This is a genomic window from Novosphingobium sp. TH158, assembly GCF_002855555.1.
In the GTDB taxonomy this organism is placed as follows: domain Bacteria; phylum Pseudomonadota; class Alphaproteobacteria; order Sphingomonadales; family Sphingomonadaceae; genus Novosphingobium.
In genome coordinates this window covers 196,492-217,039 of record NZ_PKRT01000001.1, presented here as the reverse complement: position 1 = coordinate 217,039, position 20,548 = coordinate 196,492, and the positions used below count along the sequence as shown (strand labels likewise).

Genomic DNA, 20,548 nt, shown 5'->3' with positions numbered 1-20,548 from the left:
CCAGCGGTCAGACCCGGGCGCGCGGCAGGCGAAGCTTGACGAGCAGGCCGCCCAGATCCTCGCTTTCGGCAAGCTCCACCGACCCGCCGTAGATCTCGGCCACGTCGCGGACGATGGCGAGGCCGAGCCCGGTACCCGGCTTGCCGGTATCCAGCCGCGCCCCGCGATCGAAGATGCGCACGCGTTCTTCCTCGGGGATGCCCATGCCGTCATCCTCGACCCAGATCTCGCAGTCCGCTGCCTGGGGTGCTGCATCGATGGTAACGAAGACCGAGCCGCCGCCATACTTGGCCGCGTTCTCGATCAGGTTGCCCAGGATCTCGTCGAGGTCCTGCCGCTCGATGGCGACCAGCGCCTCGCGGTTGCCGTCAAGGTCGAAGCGGGTCCGCTCGTAGAGGCGGGTAACGGCGCGCAGCACTGCCTCCACGCTCTCGCCCACCGAGGCGCGCGAATGGCCGACCGCCCGCCGCCCCACCGCCCGCGCACGGGCAAGATGGTGATCGACCTGGCGGCGCATCACCGCCGCCTCGCGGATCACCGTATCGGCAAGGTCCGGCGCCTTGGCCGTTGCGGCGTTCATCACCACGGTCAGCGGTGTCTTCAGCGCGTGGGCAAGGTTGCCCGCATGGGTCCGCGCCTCTTCCGCCTGCTTCTCGGTATGGGCGAGCAGCGCGTTGAGTTCCTCGACCAGCGGCTGGACCTCGAGCGGCAGCGGCTCCGTCAGGCGATTGGCGCCGGTGGTGCGCAGGTCCTTGATCGCCATGCGCACGCGGCGCAGCGGCCCCAGGCCGTACCAGGTCTGCAACACGGCCATGAGGAACAGCCCCATGCCGAGCACGACGAAGGACCACAGCAGGATCGAGCGCACGCGCAGGATCTGGGCATCGAGCGAACTGCGGCTCTGCGCGACGACGAACCACCAGCGCGTCTCGCTGCCGGGCAGGATGATCGACCGTTCGAGCACCCGCAGCGGCTCGCCGGCGAACTCGGTGCTGTCGCGGAAATGCGGCTCGTTGTCGAAGTGGTCCCCGCGAACCCGCAAGGTGCGGTCCCACAAGGAGCGCGAGGGGAAATCCTCATGCCCCTTGCCGCTGATCTGCCAGTAAAGGCCCGAGTTCGGCTCAAGGAAGCGCTGGTCGCCCAGCGGGCGGTTGAAATAGACCTCGCCGTACTGATCGATCTCCGCCGAGGTGATCATGGCGTTGAGCATGTAGGATAGCTGGTCATCGAAGTTGCGTTCGATGAGGCTGTTGATCGTCCGGTCGAGCGCGAATCCGCCGAAGGCCAGCAGGATGAAGATCCACCCTGCGGCGATCAGCATCATCCGCCGCCCCAGGCTGCCGGTATGCGGCGCGGGCGGGCGTTCTTCTGCCTTCGACTCCGGAAGGCCGGACACTATCCGCGCGTGCCCTCGGCAGGATCGTCGAGGCTATAGCCAAGACCGCGGATCGTGGTGATCACATCGGCACCCAGCTTCTTGCGGATGCGGGTGACGAACACCTCGATCGTATTGGAATCGCGATCGAAATCCTGATCGTAGATATGCTCGATCAATTCGGTGCGGCTGACGACCTTGCCCTTGTGGTGCAGCAGGTAGGACAGCAGCTTGTACTCCTGCGCCGTCAGCTTCACCGGCTCGCCATTCAGCGTGACGCGGCCCGAGCGCGTATCCAGCCGCACGTCGCCGGCAGTGAGTTCGCTGGAGGTGTTGCCCGATGCGCGACGGATCAGCGCGCGCAGGCGGGCGATCAGTTCCTCGGTCTGGAACGGCTTGGCCAGGTAATCGTCGGCCCCGGCATCGAGCCCGGCAACCTTGTCCGACCAGCTGTCGCGGGCGGTAAGCACGAGCACCGGGAACTTGCGGCCTTCCTTGCGCCACATGCCCAGCACGGTCAGCCCGTCGATCTCCGGCAGGCCAAGATCAAGGATCACTGCATCGTATTCCTCGGTCGAACCCAGGAAGTGCCCGTCTTCGCCATCGGTGGAAAGATCGACGGCATAGCCGGTCTGCTCCAGCGTGGCCTTGAGCTGCTTGCCGAGAGTGGGTTCGTCCTCGACGATAAGGATGCGCATAACGGTTCCCTGTTAATCCGTGCCAGCCGCAGAGATGCGGCTTGCGGAAGCTTCCGTCAATGCCGCGCCAGGATTGTTCCCGAACGCGCATCGACATCAAGCGAGCTTACCCGCCCGTCCTTGATGAACTTCAGGCGATAGGCGAAGGCTACGGGATCATAGGCGAAGCCCAGGTATTGCCAGCCGGGCATCTGGGGCGTGACAATCCGTTCGATCTCGCTGCTCTTGAGGATGTTGCCGGCGCGCATTTCCTTGCGAGCCTGGCCCTGCTCCTCCGCCGGCTTGGCCGAGGCGATCGGCGCGGCGAAGGCGGGAATGGTGGCAAGAACCATGAAAAACGTACGGATCATGCAGTTCTCTTAAAAAAGCCCGTTTGAACAGCAAGTGAATGCAGGGCGCGCACCGGCAGAGCCGTCACGCCTGCAACAGGCGTTCGACATAGGCCGCGCGGATGGCCCTGGTCAGCTCTCCCGGCAGACCGTCGCCGATCGTGCGCCCGTCCACCTCGACCACCGGCAGGACCAGCGCGCTCGCCGCCGAACAGAAGGCCTCACGCGCGGCATAAAGCTCGTCGGGCGTGAACGGCCGCTCCTCAACCGTCAGCCCCATGCCGCGAACAATCTCCATCACGCAGATCCGCGTGACGCCGGGCAGCACACCGCGGTCAACCGGGTGCGAGATAAGCACGCCGCGCTGATCGATGATATGGGCGTTGGAACTGGTCCCCTCGGTGACACGGCCATCTTCGACCAGCCAGGCATCGTCCAGCCCGGCGGCGCGCGCCTCTTCCTTCATCAGCACGGCATAGAGCAGCTGTGTTGTCTTGGCCGAGCGCAGGTTCCAGCGCAGGTCAGGCTTCAGCGCGATCCTGAGACCGGAACGGGCCTGCGGGTGATCGACCACCGCGCCCGACTGAGTGAATACGATGCGCGTGGGCTGCGGTGCCGGCCGCGGAGAAAGGAAGTCCCGGTCCCCGGCCGATCCGCCAGTCACCTGCAGGTAGACGCGCCCTTCGGTCACGCCGTTGCGGGCCACGGCCTCTTCGAACACGGCCTGCCAATCCGTCGTGTCGGCGATCCCGGCAACGGCTTGCGAGCGGGCCAGCCGGGCAAGATGGTAGGCCATGTTGCACAGCCGTCCGGCGATGACCGGCACGACCTCGTAAACACTTTGCGAGAAGAGCAGTCCGCGATCGAAGACCGAAACTTTCGCCTCGGCTTCGGGGAACCATTCGCCATTGATCCATACGCTGCGCATGCCCCCCCTTCCCGCGCCATGCCGCCCTTGTCAACGCGGGCCGCAGCCAATAGGGCGCGCCCACCATGGCCGCACCGATCCTATCTTACGAAGGCGTCAGCCTGCATCAGGGCTCGGGCTGGCTGTTCAGCGACCTTGACCTGTTCATCGGCGAGCGCGACCGGCTGGCCCTCATCGGCCGCAACGGCGCCGGCAAGACCACGTTGCTGCGCCTGATCGCCAACCAGATCGAGCCGGACAAGGGCAAGCGCTCCGTGCGCCCGGGCCTCAACATCGTGATGCTTGAGCAGGACCCGTTCTTCACCGGCCATGCCACGCTGATGGACTTCGCCCTGCATGGCAAGGATGCGCCCCCCCGGCACGAGGTGGAAGCGATTGCCGGGCAGCTGGGCATCGATATGAGCCGCCCCGCTGACAGCGCCAGCGGCGGCGAACGGCGCCGCGCCGCCCTCGCCCGCGCCCTCGCGCAGGATCCGGACCTGCTGCTGCTCGACGAGCCGACCAACCACCTCGACCTTGCCGCGATCGACTGGCTTGAATCCTGGCTCAACCGTTTCACCGGCGCTTTTGTGGTCATCAGCCACGACCGTACGTTCCTGACGCGCCTTACCCGCTCTACCTGGTGGCTCGACCGCAAGACCCTGCGGCGCAAGGATGTCGGCTTTGGCGGCTACGAGGCGTGGGAAGAGCAGGTCTATGCCGAAGAGGCGCGTGCCGCCGACAAACTCGATGCCAAGCTGAAGATCGAGGCGCACTGGCTCGAACGCGGGGTCACCGCCCGGCGCAAGCGCAACCAGGGCCGTCTGGAAAAGCTGTGGGAGATGCGCGCCCAGCGTGCCGCCATGCTGTCTCCGCAGGGCGTATCGAAGATGAAGCTGGTGGCGGACGGCAACAAGACCAAGTCGGTCATCGTTGCCGAACACGTGACCAAGCGCTTTGGCGATCGGACGATCATCAAGGACTTTTCCCTGCGCATCCAGCGTGGCGACCGGATCGGCCTCGTCGGCTCGAACGGTGCCGGGAAGACCACGCTGCTCAAGCTGCTGACCGGCGAGCTGGAGCCGGACGAAGGCACGGTCACGCTCGCCAAGACGCTGTCCGGCGTGATGATCGACCAGCAGCGCAGCCTGCTCAGTCCGGAAAAGCGCATTCGCGACGTGCTGGCCGAAGGCGGCGACTGGGTAGACGTGCGCGGCGTTCGCAAGCACGTGCAGGGTTATCTCAAGGACTTCCTGTTCGATCCCGGCCTGGTCGATGCCCGCGTCGGCACGCTTTCGGGTGGTGAGCGCAGCCGGCTGTTGCTCGCCCGCGAGTTCGCCCGCTTCTCCAACCTGCTGGTGCTCGACGAACCGACCAACGACCTCGACCTCGAGACGCTGGACCTGCTTCAGGAAGTGATCGCCGACTATGACGGCACGGTGCTGATCGTCAGCCACGACCGCGATTTCCTTGATCGCACGGTCACTGTCACGCTGGGCCTTGATGGCTCCGGCAAGGTCGATGTGGTCGCCGGCGGCTATGCCGATTGGGAAGCAAAGCGCAAGAAGCCGGCGACAGCCGCGGTCAAGCCGGCGGCAAAGTCCGGCGACGAGCAGCAAAGTGCCCCGCCCCCGCCGCCGCGCAAGGGCAAGCTCTCCTACAAGGACCAGCGCGATTACGAGCTGTTGCCCGCTCGCATTGAGGAGTTGCAGGCCGCGATCACCCGCGATGAAGCCGCGCTTTCCGATCCCGCGCTTTACACCCGCGATCCGGCGAAATTCGCGGCCCTGACCAAGGCAATCGAGGCGGCGCGGGCCGAAAAGGATGCAGCCGAGGAACGCTGGCTCGAACTGGCGGAACAGGTCGAAGGCTGAGCCTGCACGGCTAACCGATGCGATAGAAGCCGGCGACCCGATCCAGCGCCAGCTTCAGCACCAGCTTGCCGCTCCGCACCGGCCAGTCGAGCGCCTTTTCGGCAGTCGGCAGGGTTTCTCCGGCGCAGACCACCCGCCACAGCACGTCGGAAAGCCCCGGCCCCGCGGCGGCGACCGCCCCATCGAACCGCTGCCTTGCGGCGATCTGCCGCTCGCTGCGGGTCAGGCCGGCATCCGGCCCGCCCTTGATCCGCACGGGGTCCCACCGCATGGTGACACCGGCGGAAAGCTGCGCCCGTTCCCAATCCGCACGGAGTTGTTCCGCGGCCGCGAACTGCCGGTCACATAGGTGGCCGCGCGCATGAAGCCACGAGAGCGGACTTTCGGCCAGGTTCACCGTAGCACTGCGCCGCCCCCGGCGGGGCGGCCGGCTGCTGGGGCCTTCGCTCGTCAGTTCGCGTTCGACCAGAATCCGCTGCATTGCCGTTCTCCTGTTCCTGCTGCGAATCCGGCTTGCCAAAAGTGGTTGTGTGTAGGAAAGCGGAAAAACCAATTTGGTTACCGGAACCCTGCCATGATCAACCGCATCCGAGACATCCGCCGCGAAAAGGGGCTGACCCTTGCCGATGTGGCCGAACGCTGTTCGCCACCAACCACGGCGCAGACCATCGGGCGTCTGGAAACCGGAACGCGGCAGTTGTCGCTGACCTGGATGAACCGCATCGCGTTGGCGCTCGGCGTCGATCCGGAACTGCTGGTGCGCGGGGAAGAAAGCGCCCAGCCGCAGATGGTGGCGCGCCTGACCGATGCCGGGGCAGAAGCCCTGCCCGCCCCGCGCGATGCCATCCTGCCGACGGCGCTTGGCGGCGATGGTCCGCTGATGGCCATGGCGGTCGATGCTTCCTGCGGCGAATATCGCGCCGGAGACCAGGTGTGGTTCCGCCAGGTTTCCGAGGAGGACTGGCCGCGCTGCATCAATCGCGATGTGCTGGTGCCGCGCCCCGGCGGCCGCTTTGCTTTCGGCCGCATGATCGATCGCGATGCCCGCCGTGTCGCCCTGTTCCCGCCGGGTGCCGGCCAGCGGCAAGTGGTCGTCGATAATGCTGCATGGCTCGCCGTCGCCGAAATGCTGGTGCGCAAGTTGTGAGCTTGCGCGTCCTTTCGCTTTCGACGCTGTTCCCATCTGCCGCGCGGCCGGGCTTCGGCCTGTTCGTCGCCCGCCAGTTCGATGCGCTGGCGGCCCGAGGCGATATCGAGCTTGCGCTTGTCTGCCCGGTCGCCCGGCCTGTCTGGCCGCTCTCGCTGCTGCGCAGGTTGCCGGCAGGCGCGCTTGCCCTGCCGGCAGATCGTAATCCCCCCTTCCCCGTCCATTACGTGCCCTTTGCCTATGTGCCGGGCATCAGCGCGCGGTGGAACCCGGCGCTGCTTGCCCGCGCCGTGCTGCCACTGGCGCGGCGGCTCCATGCCGAACGGCCGTTCGACGTGATCGACGCGCAGTTCTTCTATCCGGAGGGTCCGGCCGCGGCCCGAGTGGCGCACGCGCTTGGCCTGCCGCTGAGCATCACGGCGCGCGGTTCGGACATCCACCTGTGGGGCAAGGCCGCATCGGCGCGCCCGCAGATCCTCTCCGCCGGACAGCAGGCGGCAGGCATGCGGGCTGTCTCCGCTGCCCTGCGCGCCGACATGATCGACCTGGGGCTGCCCGGAGACCGGATCGAGGTGTATCATACCGGGCTTGACCACACACGCTTCAAGCCGGTTCCAAGGCGCGAAGCGCGGCAGCAGGTCGCCGCCGATGCCGAACTGGCGATACCCTGCGAAGGCCCGCTGCTCGTTGCCGTGGGTAACCTGATCCCGCTGAAAGGCCAGGCCCTGGTGATCGAGGCGCTTGCAGCGATTCCGCAGGCGCGACTTGTGCTTGCCGGACAGGGGCCGGAACGGGCGAACTTTGCCTCCTTGGCATCGCGCCTTGGCCTTGAAGAGCGGGTCCAATTCGCGGGATCGGTTCCGGCAGGGAAACTCGCCACGCTGCTCTCGGCGGCAGACGTCATGGTCCTGCCGTCGGAGCGCGAGGGACTGGCCAACGCCTGGGTCGAGGCGATCGCCTGCGGCACGCCCATTGTCATTCCCGACGTGGGCGGCGCGCGCGAGGTGGTGACGGGGCCGGACGCCGGCCGACTGGCGCAGCGCACGCCCGCAGCGATTGCCGAAGCCGTGCGCGAACTGCTCGCCAATCCGCCCTCGCAGGCCACTGTCGCCGCCCATGCGGCGCGCTTCAGCTGGGAAGTAAATGCTGCCGGGCTATCCGCGCATTACCGGCGGATCGCCCGGCCCTGACATTCCGGGCGTTCATCCCTGTTCGCGGGCGAGGCGTTCCTGCCGGTCGAGCGCAGTTTCCTGCGGGATGAAGCTGGTCGGAGTGACCTTCAGCCAGATCAGGATGGGCGCGGCCATGTAGATCGAGCTGTAGGTGCCCACGAAGATGCCCAGCGTGATCGCGGCGGTGAAACCGAAGATCACGTTCGGGCCAAGCAGCAGCAACGCAAGCAGCGTGATCAGCACCGACAGCGAAGTGACAATCGTGCGCGAGAGCGTTTCGTTCACCGAAAGGTCCAGCAGCTCCGGGATCGGCATCTTGCGATACTTCTTCATGTTCTCGCGGATGCGGTCATAGACGACGATCGTATCGTTGAGCGAATAGCCGATCAGCGTCAGCAGGGCCGCCACGATGTTGAGGTCGAACTCCATCTGGGTAACGGCGAAAAGCCCCAGCGTCAGCGTCACGTCATGCGCGAGGCTCCACAAGGCCCCCACGCCGAACTGCCATTCGAAGCGGAACCAGATATAGGCCGCAATCGCCAGCGCGGCGAAGCCCAGTGCCTGGAATGCGATCCAGCCCAGCTCCTTCGAGACCTTGCCGGAAACCGAATCGATGCCGTCGATCCGCGCATCGGGATGCTTTGCCCGGATATCGGCAGTGATCCGCTTTGCCATCGCATCGGAAATGCCCGGATCGGCTTCCGCGCCTTCGGGCAGCTTCATGCGGATCGAAACCTCGTTGGGCTTGCCGTATTGCTGGATGGTCGGTTCGCCATAGCCCAGTGCGCCCACCTGCTCGCGCAGTTGCGCCACCGGCGCTTCGGCCGTCTGGACGAAGGTTACGCGGATCATCTGGCCGCCGATGAAATCGACGCCCATGTTCAGGCCCTTGGTGAATACCAGGAACAGGCTCGCCGCCATCAGCAGCGAGGAGATCACGTAGAACGGCACACGCCACCGCAGGAAGCGGATATTGGTGTTGTCGGGAACGAGCTTGAGGAGTTTCATGTCTGCCGTTCCTTACAGGTTCAGGTCCGCCGGCCGCGCCTTGCGCAGCCAGCCCGCGACCCACATGCGGGTCAGCGTGACGGCGGTGAAGACCGAGGTGACGATACCGATGATCAGCACGATCGCGAAGCCACGGATCGGGCCGCTGCCGAAGTAGCCCATCAGCACCGCCGCGATCACGTTGGTGACGTTGGCGTCGAAGATGGCGCGGCTGGCTTCCTTGTAACCGGCATCGACCGCCTGGACGACGCGCCGGCCCCTTGCCCGTTCCTCCCGGATACGTTCGTTGATCAGCACGTTGGCGTCCACCGCCGCACCGATGGTCAGCACGAAGCCGGCGATGCCCGGCAGCGTCAGCGTGGTATTGGCCAGAGCCATGACGCCAAGGATCATCAGCGTGTTGATCACGAGGCCGACGCAGGCATAGATGCCGAAGCGGCCATAGGTTGCGATCATGAAGGCCATCAGCGCCGCAGTGCCCACCATGAAGGCGATCAGGCCCTTGCGGATCGAGTCCGCGCCAAGGTCCGGGCCGACGGTGCGCTCTTCAACCACCTTGAGATCGACCGGCAGGGCACCGGAGCGCAGGTTGATCGCCAGCTGGTTGGCGGTTTCGGTGGTGAAGCCGCCGGAAATCTGGGCGGTTCCGCCAAGGATCGGCTCGTTGATGTTGGGTGCCGAGAGCACCTTGCCGTCAAGGATGATGGCGAAGGGCTTGTTGACGTTCTCGCTGGTCAGCTTGGCGAACTTGGCGCCGCCCTGCTGGTCGAAGGTGATCGAGACGACCGCCTCGTTGGTCTGCTGGTCGTTCGACTGGACAGCATTGGTGAGCTGGTCGCCCTTGATGCCGCCATAGCGCTTCACGGCAAGCCCGGGGGCGCCGTACTTCGAGGGATCGGCATAGGGCACGAACTGGCTGCCCGGAGGGGCAATGCCCTTGAGCAGGTCGTCGGCAAGCGCACTCTGGTCAACCAGCTTGAATTCAAGCTTGGCGGTCTGGCCCAGCTGGCTCTTGAGCGCGGCAGGGTCTTTCAGGCCGGGCACCTGCACGACGATGCGGTCCGCACCCTGGCGGATGATCGTCGGCTCGCGCGTGCCGAGCGCGTCGATACGCTTGCGGACCACTTCGACCGCCGTGTCCATGGCCTGGGCAATGGCATTGTCGATGCCGCCCTTGGTCGGCCTCAGGACGATGCGGTTGCCTTCGACAACCTGGAAGTCCCATTCGCGCGCACCCGAAGCGTTGGCGTTCAACAGGGGCTCGATCTCTGCGCGCGCCTTGTCCACTTGCGACGCGTCGGCGAGCAGGAAATTCACTGTGCCGTCGCGGGTGGAAATGTCGCCGATGCGGATCTGCGGATTGGCCCGGCGGAGGCGATTCTGGACATCCTCCTCCATGTTGTCGAGCCGCTGGCGGCGAACCTGTTCCGGGTTTGCCTCAAGCAGGATATGGCTGCCCCCGGCAAGGTCGAGACCCAGGTTGATGTGCGGCGCGGGCAGCGCCTTGGGCCAGTCCAGGTTCCCGAGCGAGAACATCGAAGGCATGGCCGCCAGCAGCGCGATGGCTGTCAGCGACCAGTAAAACGCCTGCTTCCAGCGCGGGAAATCCAGCATCGGTCCGTTTCCGCCGCTTGTCAGTCATTCGCCGCGCCGGGAGGCGCGATGACGTCGAGAATCGAATTGCGCAGGGCCTTCACCTTCATGTTCTGGCCAAGCTCGATCTCCAGGTAGTTTTCGTCCGCCTTGACGACCTTGCCGACAAAGCCGCCACCGGTAACCACCTGGTCGCCCTTCTTCACCGCGGCGATCTTGTCACGCAGGGCCTTCTGCTGGCGCATCTGCGGGCGCAGGATGAGGAACCAGAAGATCAGGAACATCAGCACCAGCGGCAGGAAGCTGGTCCAGGCCGGAGGCCCCGAAGCGGCCGAACCGGCGGCCAGGAGCGAAAGGGTTGCGCTGCTCATGGAAGGAATTTTCGCTTTCTGTTCAGACGGTCCTCTTGCCCCGGCGACGATCTTGCCGCCCTCCCGAAGCCACCGGACCCGTGGTGGCGCGCGGGTTAGCAGCAAAGATGGTAAAGGGCAACGCGCGCCGCAAGTCCCCAAGGGGAATGAAAAAGGCGGTGCAAGCCCGCTTGCATCCGCCGGTCAGCCTGCCTATAGGCCGCCTCTCCCCGGCAGACACAGCTCTGCCTTGAAGGAACCGGTCGGGACGTAGCGCAGCCTGGTAGCGCATCACACTGGGGGTGTGGGGGTCGGAGGTTCGAATCCTCTCGTCCCGACCATTTTCCTGAAGGAAGGCATCGAGTTGCCGCCTTCGATCAATTGTCGCACTGGGCGGGCAAGCATGGACGAACTGCCAAAACGTCGGCGGCGCAACCCGGAAGCAACCCGCGAGGAAATCCTTGAGGCAGCGCGCGGCATCCTTGCCGTGGACGGAATCGAAGGACTGAGCGTCAGCGCCGTTGCCGAAGCGGCCGGCGTCAATCGCGGCACGGCCTACATGCATTTCGCCAACCGCGAAGAACTCGTCGCCCTGACCATTTCCTCGGTCTCGGAAATCCTGCTCAAGGCAGTTTATGGCGGCGAAACCGCGCTTGGCGATGCCCCGGTCGAGGAAATCGACCAGGTCGCCCTGACCGAGAACCTGGCGCAGTTCGCCATGCAGAACCCTGACTTGTGCCGGGTCTGGCTGATGCAGGTGCTCGCCTCCGACAATCCCGCCGAGGACGTGTTCTGGAAGAAATATGTCGGCTCGCTGCGCCTGTTTACCGAAACGCGGCTGGCGCAGCCGGGCATCGATGCGGAAGTCCTGTCGCTGATCGGGCTGGCCGGCACGTTCCTGTGGCCCGTCTGGGCCCATGCAACGCAAATGGACGAAGCGCAGCGCAAGGCCTCGGCCGAACGCTTCTCGCGCGAGCTGCTGCGCCTCTCCCTCTACGGCTCACTGGTGGCAGAACACCTGCCGGCCGTGAAGGAGCGGCTGCAGCAGCCCGGCTAGGACGCCTCAGTCAAGCAGCTTGACCGGCGCCCCGCGTCCTTCCAGCACCCGCGCCAGGTTGCGGTGCAGGTTGATCACCTTCTGCTCCTGATGCGGATTGGGCAGCGTGCCGCGGAACCCGCTGGACTTCATGCCCTTCTGGACGAATTCCATGTTCGAGAAGTCCTGCGCCAGGACCGAACCCCAGTTGTCACCCGTGGGATCGGCATAGGTCCACTCGGTCTGCGGCACTTCGCCCTCGGGGAAGCGCTCAAGCGCATAGCTTTCGAACACGCACTTGTTGGGATCGTCGCCATAGGGGCGCACCCGGTAGCACAGCGCAAAGGTCTCGCCGTGCAAGATGTTCTGGTTGGGCCACAGTCCCCAGGCGAGGCCCGATTCCTGCTTGATCTCAGGGGGAACCTCTGGCCAGATCACGCCGCGCGCCGCGTCGTCGGCCTTGGCGCTCTTGAGCCAGTGGGCGATGATTTCGGCGGGAGTGGCGGTTTCCGGAAGCTCGTCGACCAGCCGGCTGGCAGCCTTGACCAGCGTTTCGGTAGAGGCGGAATAGTTCACCGTCTCATAGTTTTCGCGGATCAGCTCATAGGTCGAAACGCGCGCGTCATCGCCCTTGCCGGCGCGGGTGGTGCCGGCGCTTTCGCTCATCTTGAACTTGTCGTCACGCGTGTCGTAGCTGGAAACCGAGTGCCAGCCATACTGCTTGGACAGGGCGTAGTAATCGCCATAGGCCAGCAGCTGGGTGTGTGTTCCGGCCACGTGGTAAGGCTCGAGGAAGGCCTCGATCGCGGTCTTCCAGTTACACGGATAGACTGCCCACTGCCGCCACTTGTAGCGCATTCCGGCAAGATCGAAGTGATCGAGGATTTCACCGGCGCGGCCCATGAATTCCTTCAGCGGTTCGCAATCCGGATCCATGTTGATGTAGATGTAGCCGCCCCAGATGCCCACCTTGACCTGGCTGAGGCAGGTCATTTCGGGCGTCAGGCGATTGTCCCAGTCCTGCGGGTCGAGGATGTAGGTATTCTCGCCTTCGGTGTTGAAGGTCCAGCCATGGAAGCCGCAGATGAAGTTCTTGCGGTTCTTGCCGCGGACCGAATGGACCCGCTCATGGCTGTTAAGCCCCGGCAGGTGATCCGGAACCGAGACGAGCTGGCGACCGCGATGCGGGCAGACGTTGTGGAACGCGCGGAAGGCCTCGGGCTGGTCGCCCTCGGCCACGCGCACCACGACGATCGATTCATCGGCGACGTTGTAAGTGATCCAGTCGCCGACATCGGGGAAATCCTCGAGCCGTTCGACCATCTGCCAGACCTTGGGCCACAGCAGCTTCTTTTCGGCTTCAAGGTATTCCCGGCTGAGGAAGGCTTCGGTGCCGTAGGTCGAGAGGACCTCGGCATCCATGTCCTTGTCGGTGATCGGTTGCTTGCTCACGTATCGTCTCCTGCGACCTGTCTCAGCTTTCCAGCTTCATGCCTTCGAACTTGCCGGCTTCGCGCCAGTCGGCAAGCAGTTTCAGCCAGGCGTCCCAGCCATGGCCATAGGCGCGGAACAGCGCCCACGGGGCTTTCTTCTGGCCTTCGTTGTTGAAGTAGCTCGGCGTACACTCGGCCTGGAAGGCAGAGGTATCGACCTCGATCTCGGCGAAGTGATTGCAATAGGCGTTCATGCCTTCTTCGGTGGTTTCCGCCACCTTGGCACCGCGGCGCAGCGTTTCAGCAATCACCCAGGCGGAATGCTCGCCCTGGCGGCCGAACTGCTCGGTAACCGAACCGTTCAGGCCACCCTGGATGTAGCCGATGTAGAACATGTTCGGGAACCCGTGAGTCATGGTTCCGTGCATGGTCTTGGGGCCTTCACGCCAGTGGTCGTAAAGCGAAACCCCGCCGCGCCCTTCGATCGCATCGATGCCCCAGCGCCGTTCGAGGCTCGAGGAAACCTCGAAGCCCGAAGCGAAGATGATGCAGTCGACCTCGTACTCCACGCCGTTCTGCATGAAGCCCTTCTCGGTGATCCGCTCCAGGCCCTGCGTTTCCGAGGTGTCGATCAGCGTGACGCTGGGCTTCTCGAAGGCCGGGTAGTAGGTGTCGCTCGAAAGCGGGCGCTTGCAGAGGAAGCGGTAGTAAGGCTTCAGCCGCTCGGCCAGGTCCGGGTCGTTGATCAGGGTGTCCACACGGCGGCGGAAGCGTTCCATCACGCGATAGTCGATTACCTCGCGGCGGGCCATGAACTGTTCAGGGGTTTCCTGCGGCCAGCCCTCGGCTTCAAGCTCGGCGAAGAGGCTGCGGTTGATCTCGGTCCAGAAATCGCAGACGAGGTCGGGCTCGCCGGGCTTGGGCACTTCCATGGCGTGGCGCTGGAAATTGGCGATGCGTTCCTGCTGCCAGCCGGGCTCAAGGCTCTTGATCCAGTCGGGATCGGTCAGCGGGTTGGGACGGGTATCGACGCAGCTCGGCGTGCGCTGCACGACGTAGAGGTGCTTGGCATATTCGGCGAGGTGCGGAACCGCCTGGATCGCGGTGGCGCCCGTGCCGACGATGGCGACACGCTTGTCCTTCAGCTTGTCGAGCACAGGGTTGGCACACGAACCGCCGGTGTAATCGTATTCCCAGCGGCTGGTGTGGAACATCTTGCCCTTGAAGGTGGCGATGCCGGGGATGCCGGGCAGCTTGGGCATGTTGAGCACGCCGCAGCCCATCACGACGAAGCGGGCGCGGATCTCGTCGCCGCGGTCGGTGGCGATGCGCCAGCGCTGGATGCTGTCATCCCACTTCAGCGAGGTGATCAGGGTGTGGAACAGCGCCTTGTCGGCAAAACCGAACTTTTCGGCGATCAGGCGGATATAGCCCATGATCTCCGGCCCGGGCGCGAAACGGCGCGAGGGCATGAAGCCGGTTTCTTCCAGCAGCGGCAGATAGCAGTAGCTCTCGTTGTCGCACTGGATGCCGGGGTAACGGTTCCAGTACCAGACGCCGCCGAAATCGCCCGAATGGTCGATGTTGCGGATATTGGTGACGCCCTGCTGGACAAGGTGATAGCTGGCCATGACGCCGCCGAAGCCCGCGCCGAGCACGGCAACGTCCAGTTCCTCGACCACGGGGTCGCGCGGCTGGACCGCCATATAGGGGTCCTTGTTGTAGAAATCGTGCAGGTCGCCGGGGCCGTCCTGCAGGTACTGGTCGCCCAGGCTGGAATTCAGGCGCTTGTCGCGTTCCGCGTAATAGCGGGCCCGCATCGCCGGAATGTCGATTTCATCCGCCGGCGGCAGGTCGGTCAATTCGCAGGTCATGGTTTCTCCCGATCGGTATCGATTCGTTGCGCGCAATTTGCCGCAATCAACAGTCCTGTCCAGCAAGCTCGCCGATAATCGCCAGAGCGCGGGAATTCGCCAGTTGTTGCTTTCCTACATGAGCCATTTTGGTTAGCAAAATTGTTTTTGGAGAACCGAAATGTCCATTCTCGATACCCTGCTCGGCCCGCTTACCGCCATCGTAGACAACATCATCCCCGATCCCAAGGCGCGCGATGCTGCCAAGCTCGAACTCATCAAGCTGCAAGGCACGCAGGAAATGGAAATGCTGCAAACGCGCCTTTCCGCCATCGTCGCCGAGGCCAATTCGCACGATCCATGGACCAGCCGCGCCCGCCCGAGCTTCCTTTACGTTATGTACGCCATGATCCTGTGGGCACTGCCCATGGGGCTGATCGCGGCCTTCCGCCCGGATGCGGCAGCTTCGATCGCCGCGGGCATGAATTCCTACCTCGGCGGGCTGCCGGAGCCGCTCTATGCGCTCTTCGGCACCGGTTATCTGGGCTATACCGCCGCCCGCCAGTGGGGGAAGATCGCGGGCAGCGATCGCTGAACAAAGGCGGTTAGGGATCGGTAAAGCATCCTGCGCTATCCCGGCGTCCGAACCTCGAGAGAACGCAGGAAACCATGATCCAGCGCCCGTCGCATATTCTTCGCATGACCCTTGCCGGTCTTTCGCTGGCCCTTCTCGCCGGTTGCGGTTCCGGCCGCTCCGGCGATCTGGAAGAGAAGCTTGCCCGGGCCGAACAGGCCGCCCAGCGCGCCGAGGCTGCCCAGAAAGCGGCAGAAACGGCCGCCCAGAAGGCCGTTGCCTTCGGTTCCAAGAGCGGCGGCTTCGGCCCGGACGACAACCCGCCATCGGAGGCCGAACGGGCTGACGAAAAGGCCTCGATGGACCCGAATTCCGCCTATTTCGATAACAGCGTCGGCAGCCCGGAAGGCTGATCGCCGGCCGCTGCGGCATCGGTAATCCCCATAAAGTCCGCTTAGCCCCTTGCCAGCCGCATCGCTCCGGCGATAGGGCGGCCTCCGGTCGTGAACTTGCAAGGGGGCCCGCATGGGCGATGAAAAAGGCGCCGCCGCGCGCCGCAATGGCATGAATATCGATACCGCACTGGTGCGCGAGCTGGCGGAAATGCTGGCCGACACCGGTCTGACCGAAATCGAGGTGGAAGACGGCGATCGCAAGATCAAGGTCTCACGCGCTGCATCTGTCGGCACGGTCTATGCCGCACCGGCTGTCGCGCCGGCACCGGTTGCCGCCGCTCCGGCAGCAGCTGCCACGGCCGAGGCAGCGCCCGCCGCCGCAGCCGCCGCACCGGTCGACGCCGTGAAGAGCCCGATGGTCGGCACCGCCTACCTCGCGCCCGAACCCGGCGCGGACGATTTCGTCTCCGTCGGCAAGCAGGTGAAGGCAGGCGATACCCTGCTGATCGTCGAGGCCATGAAGGTGATGAACCCCATCACCGCGCCCAAGGGCGGCACGATTTCCGCGATCCTGATCGAAAACGGCCAGCCGGTCGAATACGACCAGCCGCTGGTGGTGATCTCCTAAGCCATGGCCATTACCCGCCTGCTGATCGCCAACCGCGGCGAAATCGCGCTGCGCATCCACCGCGCAGCTCACGAGATGGGCATCGAAACAGTGGCCGTGCACTCCACCGCCGATGCCGATGCCATGCACGTCCGGCTGGCGGACCATGCCGTCTGCATCGGCCCGCCGGCCGCGCGTGACAGCTATCTCAACATTGCCGCGATCATTTCGGCAGCGGAAGTGACCCATGCCGACGCGATCCATCCCGGCTATGGCTTCCTCTCCGAGAACGCCCAGTTCGCCGAGATCGTCGAGACGCACGGCATCACCTGGATCGGCCCCAAGCCCGAACACATCCGCACCATGGGCGACAAGGTGGAGGCCAAGCGCACCGCCGGCGCGCTGGGCCTGCCGCTTGTTCCGGGCAGTGACGGGGCGGTTTCCGATCCCGCGATTGCCGCCAGGATCGCCGAGGAAATCGGCTATCCGGTGATCATCAAGGCGGCATCGGGCGGCGGCGGCCGCGGCATGAAGGTGTGCAACAGCCCCGACCAGCTGGAAACGCTGATGCAGCAGGCGGGCAGCGAGGCCAAGGCCGCTTTCGGCGACGCCACGGTCTATATCGAGAAGTACCTTGGCAACCCGCGCCACATCGAATTCCAGGTGTTCGGCGATGGCGAAGGCAATGCCATTCACCTGGGCGAGCGCGACTGCTCGCTCCAGCGCCGCCACCAGAAGGTGCTGGAAGAGGCCCCCTCCCCCGTCATCAGTCCCGAGGAACGGGCGCGCATGGGCGGCATCGTGGCCAAGGCCATGGCCGACATGGGCTATCGCGGCGCCGGCACGATCGAGTTCCTCTGGGAGAACGGCGAGTTCTACTTCATCGAGATGAACACCCGCCTGCAGGTGGAACACCCGGTTACCGAAGCGATCACCGGCGTTGACCTGGTGCGCGAACAGATCCGCATTGCGGAAGGCAAGCCGCTTTCCGTCACGCAGGACGATATCGAGTTTTCCGGCCACGCCATCGAATGCCGAATCAACGCCGAGGATTCGTGGACCTTCGCCCCCTCCCCCGGCCTGGTTGAGATGTACCATGCGGCCGGCGGCATGAACGTGCGCGTCGATTCCGGGCTCTACACCGGCTACCGAATCCCGCCCTACTATGATTCGATGATCGCCAAGCTGATCGTTAAGGGCCGCACCCGCGAAGGCTGCATCATGCGCCTGAAGCGTGCGCTGGAAGAGATGGTGGTGGCCGGCGTCAAGACCTCGATCCCGCTGCACCAGGCCCTGATGAAGGAGCCGGATTTCATCCACGGAGACTATACTATCAAATGGTTGGAGGAGTGGCTGGCCAGCCGCGACGGTTAAACCGCCGCGCGGCGGACCTGCCCGGCATGCAAAGGCCCGCTCCGTATTCCTAACCTGCGATAAACCAGGATCGTTCATCGTCCTTGGGTAGGGTTGGAGCCATACTCTGCCCATGACCTATGAACGGCCTGCAGCCCTGTTTCAGGATACCGACGACCGCGTAGGCCGTCGGCGCAGCCCGCGTCAGTACGTGCAGGCAGAGGTGCAATTCGGCCAGAAGGGCCGGCGCACGCGGGTGCGGCTGCTCGATCTTTCCTGCCACGGCGCAAGGCTCAGCCTGTTCCACAAGCTGACGCCGGGAGAAACCTTCTGGCTGACGCTTCCGGGCCTTGCCCCGCTCAGCGCACGGATCAGCTGGTCGAACGGACACCTCGCCGGCTGCGAATTCGTCGAGCCGCTGCATCCCGCAACCTTCGACGACCTGCTTAACGGCTCGCCCCGCTCGAAGCCGATCGACCGGCGCAGGCTTTCGGTCTGAGCCGCTCAGTCGAGCGGAACGCCCGGCACCTGCTTGGCAGTGCGGATGGTCAGCGATGTCTTCACGCTGGCCACGTTGGGCGCAGGCGTCAGCTTGCTGGTGAGCAGTTCCTGAAAGCTCTGCAGGTCCTTGCTGACAATCTTCAGGATGAAGTCGATCTCGCCGTTGAGCATGTGGCATTCGCGCACTTCAGGCAGGGCACGCATGGCGTCTTCGAACTGGCGCAGCGAATCCTCCGCCTGGCTCTTGAGGCTGACCATGGCGAAGACCGTGATGGCAAAGCCCAGCTTGGAAGCATCGAGATCGGCATGGTAGCCGCGGATGACGCCCGAATCCTCAAGCCCGCGCACGCGGCGCAGGCAGGGCGGCGCGGTCAGCCCGACGCGGTTGGCCAGCTCCACATTGGTAATGCGGCCATCCTCCTGCAATTCGGCAAGCAGCCGCCGGTCGATCTGGTCGAGATTTGCCATAGCCTGCCCTCTGGAATTGCCGAGTCTTGAAACAGAAGCCGCCGATTCGGCAATTAACCTGCCGCCCGACGCAAGAGATGGCAATATTATTGTTTCGTTAAGCAACCGTCCCGCTTTGCGACGCAGTTGTCCACAGCGCTTTTTCCGTGGAACGATCCTGCTAGCCAGGGATTGACGGTATGGAGGCCTCCCCCCTTCGTCCCGTTAAGGGAAGTGCAGCGCAGATCCATGCAGTTCGATGACCGCCTCGCCACCGTCTTGCGCGTCCGCGCGGGCAGCGATGCGATTGCGCGCACGCAGTTCCGGCAATTGATTGATTTGCTTGGCACCCTGCCCGTATCCGCGCGGGGTGCGGAAGTGGACGCGGCATGGGTGCGGCTGGCAGAACTTTCGAAGGTCATTCCGTCCGAGGACCGTGCCGCCGTGCTGTCCGAATCGGGCCTCAGGCTGCGGTCGGCCCGTCTGGTGGCGGAACTGGCCCGCACCGATCTGCGCGTGGCCGAGGCTGCCCTGGCCGCTGCCCAGCTTGGCGAAGACGAATGGCTGGACCTTGTCCCCGCCCTGCCCCCGCAGGCTCGCCTGCTGCTGCGCCGGCGCGCCGATCTGGGCGAGCGGGTGGATACCATGCTCGAACGGCTGGGGATTGCCCGGCAGAGCCTGCCGCCCGCCGGCAGCGCCGCGCGGCATCCTGCAAACGACACCCATGGCGAACGACTGCCCGAACCGCGCGAAGGCATCGGCGCGATCGTCCAGCGCATCGAAGCCTACCGCAAGCGCCGCGCCGAACTGGTGGAACATGGCGCGCCCGCCCCGGTCCGCTCGGAAGCACCGCTCCTGTCCACGGCCTTCGCCTGCGATGAACGCGGGTTCGTCACCTGGGCCGAGCCTGCTGCGGCACCGGGGTTGACCGGTATCCACCTGATTTCCCGCGATGGTACCAGCGCCGCCGCCTGCGCGCCGGGCGTTGCCGATGCCTTCCGTCGCCGCGTGCCGATCCGGGGCGAGGCGGTCACGGTCAGCGGCGCTCCCGCCATCAGCGGCGAATGGCAGATGGATGCCTATCCGCGCTTCGACGCCTATGGCCGCTTCACCGGCTACGAAGGCCGGCTGCGCCGGGCCTGCCCGCCCGATCTCGTTCCGGCCGTCCCGCAGCATGGCGAGGCGGACCGGCTGCGCCAGTTGCTTCACGAACTGCGCACCCCGGTGAATGCGATCCAGGGCTTTGCCGAGGTTATCCAGCAGCAGTTGTTCGGCCCCACCCCGCACGAGTACCGCGCCCACGCCGCCGCCATCGCCGGCGATGCAGCGCGGATGCTCGCCGGGTTTGACGATCTCGAAAGGCTGGCCAAGCTGACCACGGGCGCCATGCAGCTGGAGCCGGGCGAGTGCGACCTTGGCGAAGTGGCCCTCGTTATCGCCCAGCATCTTGAGCCGCACACGGCGACCCGCGACTGCGGCTTTGCCCTGGGTGAGGAAGCGCCTGCCCTGCCGGTCGACCTGGCGCGCGAGGAGGCTGAGCGCCTGACCTGGCGGATGATGGCGACGCTGGCGGCAGCGGCCGCGCCCGGCGAGCGGCTGGCGCTCGGCCTGCAGAAGCATGGCCAGTCGGCAATCCTGACCATTGCCCTGCCCAAGTCGCTGGCCGACCAGACGGACGTGTTCCACGCCGCCGCCTCGCAGGGCTCCACGCCGATCAGCGCAGGAATGTTCGGTTCCGGCTTCGCGCTGCGCCTTGCCGCCAGCGAAGCCCGCGCGGCGGGCGGGCGGCTTGAGCGGCTGGGCAACCTGCTGCGGCTGGAACTGCCGCTGGCCCTCGATGGCATCGGCGAGCCGGATAACACCGAAAGTAAAGGAATTGCCGTTTAAGGAAGGTCC

The 20,548-nt window shown here is 65.1% G+C and carries 21 protein-coding genes and 1 tRNA gene; 11 read left to right on the top strand and 11 right to left on the bottom strand.

Going from position 1 to position 20,548, the window contains the following annotated elements:
* Nucleotides 1-7: 7 nt before the first annotated feature.
* The 4 genes from C0V78_RS01195 to C0V78_RS01180 all read right to left on the bottom strand — a co-directional run bounded on the left by C0V78_RS01195 (nucleotide 8) and on the right by C0V78_RS01180 (nucleotide 3,330).
* Nucleotides 8-1,324, bottom strand: coding sequence for an ATP-binding protein (locus C0V78_RS01195; protein ID WP_101798124.1), 1,317 nt, complete (start codon nucleotides 1,322-1,324; stop codon nucleotides 8-10).
* Nucleotides 1,325-1,395: 71 nt separating this feature from the next.
* Complete coding sequence (locus C0V78_RS01190; protein WP_101796059.1) at nucleotides 1,396-2,073, bottom strand: response regulator transcription factor; 678 nt, start codon at nucleotides 2,071-2,073, stop codon at nucleotides 1,396-1,398.
* Between the two features lie 56 nt (nucleotides 2,074-2,129).
* Nucleotides 2,130-2,423, bottom strand: coding sequence for a hypothetical protein (locus C0V78_RS01185; RefSeq protein ID WP_101796058.1), 294 nt, complete (start codon nucleotides 2,421-2,423; stop codon nucleotides 2,130-2,132).
* A 64-nt stretch (nucleotides 2,424-2,487) separates the two neighbouring features.
* A complete protein-coding gene (locus C0V78_RS01180) occupies nucleotides 2,488-3,330 on the bottom strand; it encodes an aminotransferase class IV (protein WP_101796057.1) in 843 nt (280 codons plus the stop codon).
* Nucleotides 3,331-3,395: 65 nt separating this feature from the next.
* Here C0V78_RS01180 and C0V78_RS01175 point away from each other — a divergent pair, with 65 nt between their 5' ends.
* The gene (locus C0V78_RS01175) at nucleotides 3,396-5,183 is read left to right on the top strand and encodes an ABC-F family ATP-binding cassette domain-containing protein (RefSeq protein WP_101796056.1); all 1,788 of its coding nucleotides are present in this window, start codon (nucleotides 3,396-3,398) and stop codon (nucleotides 5,181-5,183) included.
* Nucleotides 5,184-5,193: 10 nt separating this feature from the next.
* Here C0V78_RS01175 and C0V78_RS01170 read toward each other — a convergent pair whose 3' ends face one another.
* Nucleotides 5,194-5,664 carry a DUF6456 domain-containing protein gene (locus C0V78_RS01170; protein ID WP_101796055.1) on the bottom strand — a complete coding sequence of 157 codons (471 nt, stop codon included), beginning with the start codon at nucleotides 5,662-5,664 and terminating at the stop codon, nucleotides 5,194-5,196.
* Nucleotides 5,665-5,757: 93 nt separating this feature from the next.
* On the opposite strand from C0V78_RS01170, the gene C0V78_RS01165 reads away from it, so the two are divergent.
* The gene (locus tag C0V78_RS01165) at nucleotides 5,758-6,330 is read left to right on the top strand and encodes a helix-turn-helix domain-containing protein (protein ID WP_101796054.1); all 573 of its coding nucleotides are present in this window, start codon (nucleotides 5,758-5,760) and stop codon (nucleotides 6,328-6,330) included.
* Nucleotides 6,327-7,520, top strand: coding sequence for a glycosyltransferase (locus C0V78_RS01160; protein WP_371514410.1), 1,194 nt, complete (start codon nucleotides 6,327-6,329; stop codon nucleotides 7,518-7,520). Before C0V78_RS01165 ends, C0V78_RS01160 begins: the two co-directional genes overlap by 4 nt.
* Nucleotides 7,521-7,532: 12 nt before the next feature.
* Here C0V78_RS01160 and secF read toward each other — a convergent pair whose 3' ends face one another.
* Genes secF through yajC form a run of 3 tightly spaced genes read right to left on the bottom strand, consistent with a single transcriptional unit; the run spans nucleotide 7,533 to nucleotide 10,474 of the window.
* Complete coding sequence (gene secF, locus C0V78_RS01155; protein WP_101796052.1) at nucleotides 7,533-8,510, bottom strand: protein translocase subunit SecF; 978 nt, start codon at nucleotides 8,508-8,510, stop codon at nucleotides 7,533-7,535.
* A 12-nt stretch (nucleotides 8,511-8,522) separates the two neighbouring features.
* On the bottom strand, nucleotides 8,523-10,124 hold the full coding sequence (gene secD / locus C0V78_RS01150; protein WP_101796051.1) for a protein translocase subunit SecD: 1,602 nt from the start codon (nucleotides 10,122-10,124) through the stop codon (nucleotides 8,523-8,525).
* Between the two features lie 20 nt (nucleotides 10,125-10,144).
* Nucleotides 10,145-10,474: a preprotein translocase subunit YajC gene (gene yajC / locus C0V78_RS01145; protein ID WP_101796050.1), complete on the bottom strand. Its 330-nt coding sequence runs from the start codon at nucleotides 10,472-10,474 to the stop codon at nucleotides 10,145-10,147.
* A 243-nt stretch (nucleotides 10,475-10,717) separates the two neighbouring features.
* On the opposite strand from yajC, the gene C0V78_RS01140 reads away from it, so the two are divergent.
* Both C0V78_RS01140 and C0V78_RS01135 read left to right on the top strand, forming a co-directional pair.
* Nucleotides 10,718-10,794: transfer RNA gene (locus tag C0V78_RS01140), tRNA-Pro, on the top strand.
* 62 nt (nucleotides 10,795-10,856) lie between these two features.
* Nucleotides 10,857-11,510 (top strand): TetR/AcrR family transcriptional regulator, encoded by a 654-nt coding sequence (locus C0V78_RS01135; RefSeq protein WP_101796049.1) that lies wholly within the window; start codon nucleotides 10,857-10,859, stop codon nucleotides 11,508-11,510.
* Nucleotides 11,511-11,516: 6 nt separating this feature from the next.
* Here C0V78_RS01135 and C0V78_RS01130 read toward each other — a convergent pair whose 3' ends face one another.
* On the bottom strand, nucleotides 11,517-12,911 hold the full coding sequence (locus tag C0V78_RS01130) for an SRPBCC family protein (protein WP_101798123.1): 1,395 nt from the start codon (nucleotides 12,909-12,911) through the stop codon (nucleotides 11,517-11,519).
* Between the two features lie 52 nt (nucleotides 12,912-12,963).
* Entirely contained in the window at nucleotides 12,964-14,796 is a 1,833-nt protein-coding gene (locus C0V78_RS01125; protein WP_101796048.1) for an NAD(P)/FAD-dependent oxidoreductase, read from the bottom strand.
* Between the two features lie 160 nt (nucleotides 14,797-14,956).
* On the opposite strand from C0V78_RS01125, the gene C0V78_RS01120 reads away from it, so the two are divergent.
* The 5 genes from C0V78_RS01120 (at nucleotide 14,957) to C0V78_RS01100 (ending at nucleotide 18,203) form a co-directional block, all read left to right on the top strand.
* Complete coding sequence (locus C0V78_RS01120) at nucleotides 14,957-15,370, top strand: holin family protein (RefSeq protein WP_101796047.1); 414 nt, start codon at nucleotides 14,957-14,959, stop codon at nucleotides 15,368-15,370.
* 74 nt (nucleotides 15,371-15,444) lie between these two features.
* Entirely contained in the window at nucleotides 15,445-15,762 is a 318-nt protein-coding gene (locus tag C0V78_RS01115; RefSeq protein WP_101796046.1) for a hypothetical protein, read from the top strand.
* A gap of 112 nt (nucleotides 15,763-15,874) precedes the next feature.
* Nucleotides 15,875-16,372 carry an acetyl-CoA carboxylase biotin carboxyl carrier protein gene (accB, locus tag C0V78_RS01110; RefSeq protein WP_254049775.1) on the top strand — a complete coding sequence of 166 codons (498 nt, stop codon included), beginning with the start codon at nucleotides 15,875-15,877 and terminating at the stop codon, nucleotides 16,370-16,372.
* A 3-nt stretch (nucleotides 16,373-16,375) separates the two neighbouring features.
* A complete protein-coding gene (gene accC, locus C0V78_RS01105) occupies nucleotides 16,376-17,725 on the top strand; it encodes an acetyl-CoA carboxylase biotin carboxylase subunit (protein WP_101796045.1) in 1,350 nt (449 codons plus the stop codon).
* A gap of 112 nt (nucleotides 17,726-17,837) precedes the next feature.
* Nucleotides 17,838-18,203: a PilZ domain-containing protein gene (locus C0V78_RS01100; protein ID WP_101796044.1), complete on the top strand. Its 366-nt coding sequence runs from the start codon at nucleotides 17,838-17,840 to the stop codon at nucleotides 18,201-18,203.
* Between the two features lie 5 nt (nucleotides 18,204-18,208).
* Here the strand turns inward: C0V78_RS01100 and C0V78_RS01095 are convergent, their stop codons facing one another.
* Nucleotides 18,209-18,673, bottom strand: coding sequence for an Lrp/AsnC family transcriptional regulator (locus tag C0V78_RS01095; protein ID WP_101796043.1), 465 nt, complete (start codon nucleotides 18,671-18,673; stop codon nucleotides 18,209-18,211).
* Between the two features lie 213 nt (nucleotides 18,674-18,886).
* Here C0V78_RS01095 and C0V78_RS01090 point away from each other — a divergent pair, with 213 nt between their 5' ends.
* Nucleotides 18,887-20,539 carry a histidine kinase dimerization/phospho-acceptor domain-containing protein gene (locus tag C0V78_RS01090; protein ID WP_254049774.1) on the top strand — a complete coding sequence of 551 codons (1,653 nt, stop codon included), beginning with the start codon at nucleotides 18,887-18,889 and terminating at the stop codon, nucleotides 20,537-20,539.
* Nucleotides 20,540-20,548: the final 9 nt, after the last annotated feature.

What these genes read in the sequence shown, in the direction of transcription:
- C0V78_RS01175 (WP_101796056.1), top strand. Translation starts at nt 3,396, where the DNA reads ATGGCCGCACCGATCCTATCTTACGAAGGCGTCAGCCTGCATCAGGGC.
- C0V78_RS01170 (WP_101796055.1), bottom strand. Translation starts at nt 5,664, where the DNA reads ATGCAGCGGATTCTGGTCGAACGCGAACTGACGAGCGAAGGCCCCAGC.
- secD (WP_101796051.1), bottom strand. Translation starts at nt 10,124, where the DNA reads ATGCTGGATTTCCCGCGCTGGAAGCAGGCGTTTTACTGGTCGCTGACA.
- C0V78_RS01195 (WP_101798124.1), bottom strand. Translation starts at nt 1,324, where the DNA reads ATGATGCTGATCGCCGCAGGGTGGATCTTCATCCTGCTGGCCTTCGGC.
- C0V78_RS01180 (WP_101796057.1), bottom strand. Translation starts at nt 3,330, where the DNA reads ATGCGCAGCGTATGGATCAATGGCGAATGGTTCCCCGAAGCCGAGGCG.
- C0V78_RS01130 (WP_101798123.1), bottom strand. Translation starts at nt 12,911, where the DNA reads ATGGATGCCGAGGTCCTCTCGACCTACGGCACCGAAGCCTTCCTCAGC.
- yajC (WP_101796050.1), bottom strand. Translation starts at nt 10,474, where the DNA reads ATGAGCAGCGCAACCCTTTCGCTCCTGGCCGCCGGTTCGGCCGCTTCG.
- C0V78_RS01100 (WP_101796044.1), top strand. Translation starts at nt 17,838, where the DNA reads ATGACCTATGAACGGCCTGCAGCCCTGTTTCAGGATACCGACGACCGC.
- accC (WP_101796045.1), top strand. Translation starts at nt 16,376, where the DNA reads ATGGCCATTACCCGCCTGCTGATCGCCAACCGCGGCGAAATCGCGCTG.
- C0V78_RS01185 (WP_101796058.1), bottom strand. Translation starts at nt 2,423, where the DNA reads ATGATCCGTACGTTTTTCATGGTTCTTGCCACCATTCCCGCCTTCGCC.
- C0V78_RS01115 (WP_101796046.1), top strand. Translation starts at nt 15,445, where the DNA reads ATGATCCAGCGCCCGTCGCATATTCTTCGCATGACCCTTGCCGGTCTT.
- C0V78_RS01135 (WP_101796049.1), top strand. Translation starts at nt 10,857, where the DNA reads ATGGACGAACTGCCAAAACGTCGGCGGCGCAACCCGGAAGCAACCCGC.
- secF (WP_101796052.1), bottom strand. Translation starts at nt 8,510, where the DNA reads ATGAAACTCCTCAAGCTCGTTCCCGACAACACCAATATCCGCTTCCTG.
- C0V78_RS01190 (WP_101796059.1), bottom strand. Translation starts at nt 2,073, where the DNA reads ATGCGCATCCTTATCGTCGAGGACGAACCCACTCTCGGCAAGCAGCTC.
- C0V78_RS01095 (WP_101796043.1), bottom strand. Translation starts at nt 18,673, where the DNA reads ATGGCAAATCTCGACCAGATCGACCGGCGGCTGCTTGCCGAATTGCAG.
- C0V78_RS01125 (WP_101796048.1), bottom strand. Translation starts at nt 14,796, where the DNA reads ATGACCTGCGAATTGACCGACCTGCCGCCGGCGGATGAAATCGACATT.
- C0V78_RS01120 (WP_101796047.1), top strand. Translation starts at nt 14,957, where the DNA reads ATGTCCATTCTCGATACCCTGCTCGGCCCGCTTACCGCCATCGTAGAC.
- C0V78_RS01165 (WP_101796054.1), top strand. Translation starts at nt 5,758, where the DNA reads ATGATCAACCGCATCCGAGACATCCGCCGCGAAAAGGGGCTGACCCTT.
- accB (WP_254049775.1), top strand. Translation starts at nt 15,875, where the DNA reads ATGGGCGATGAAAAAGGCGCCGCCGCGCGCCGCAATGGCATGAATATC.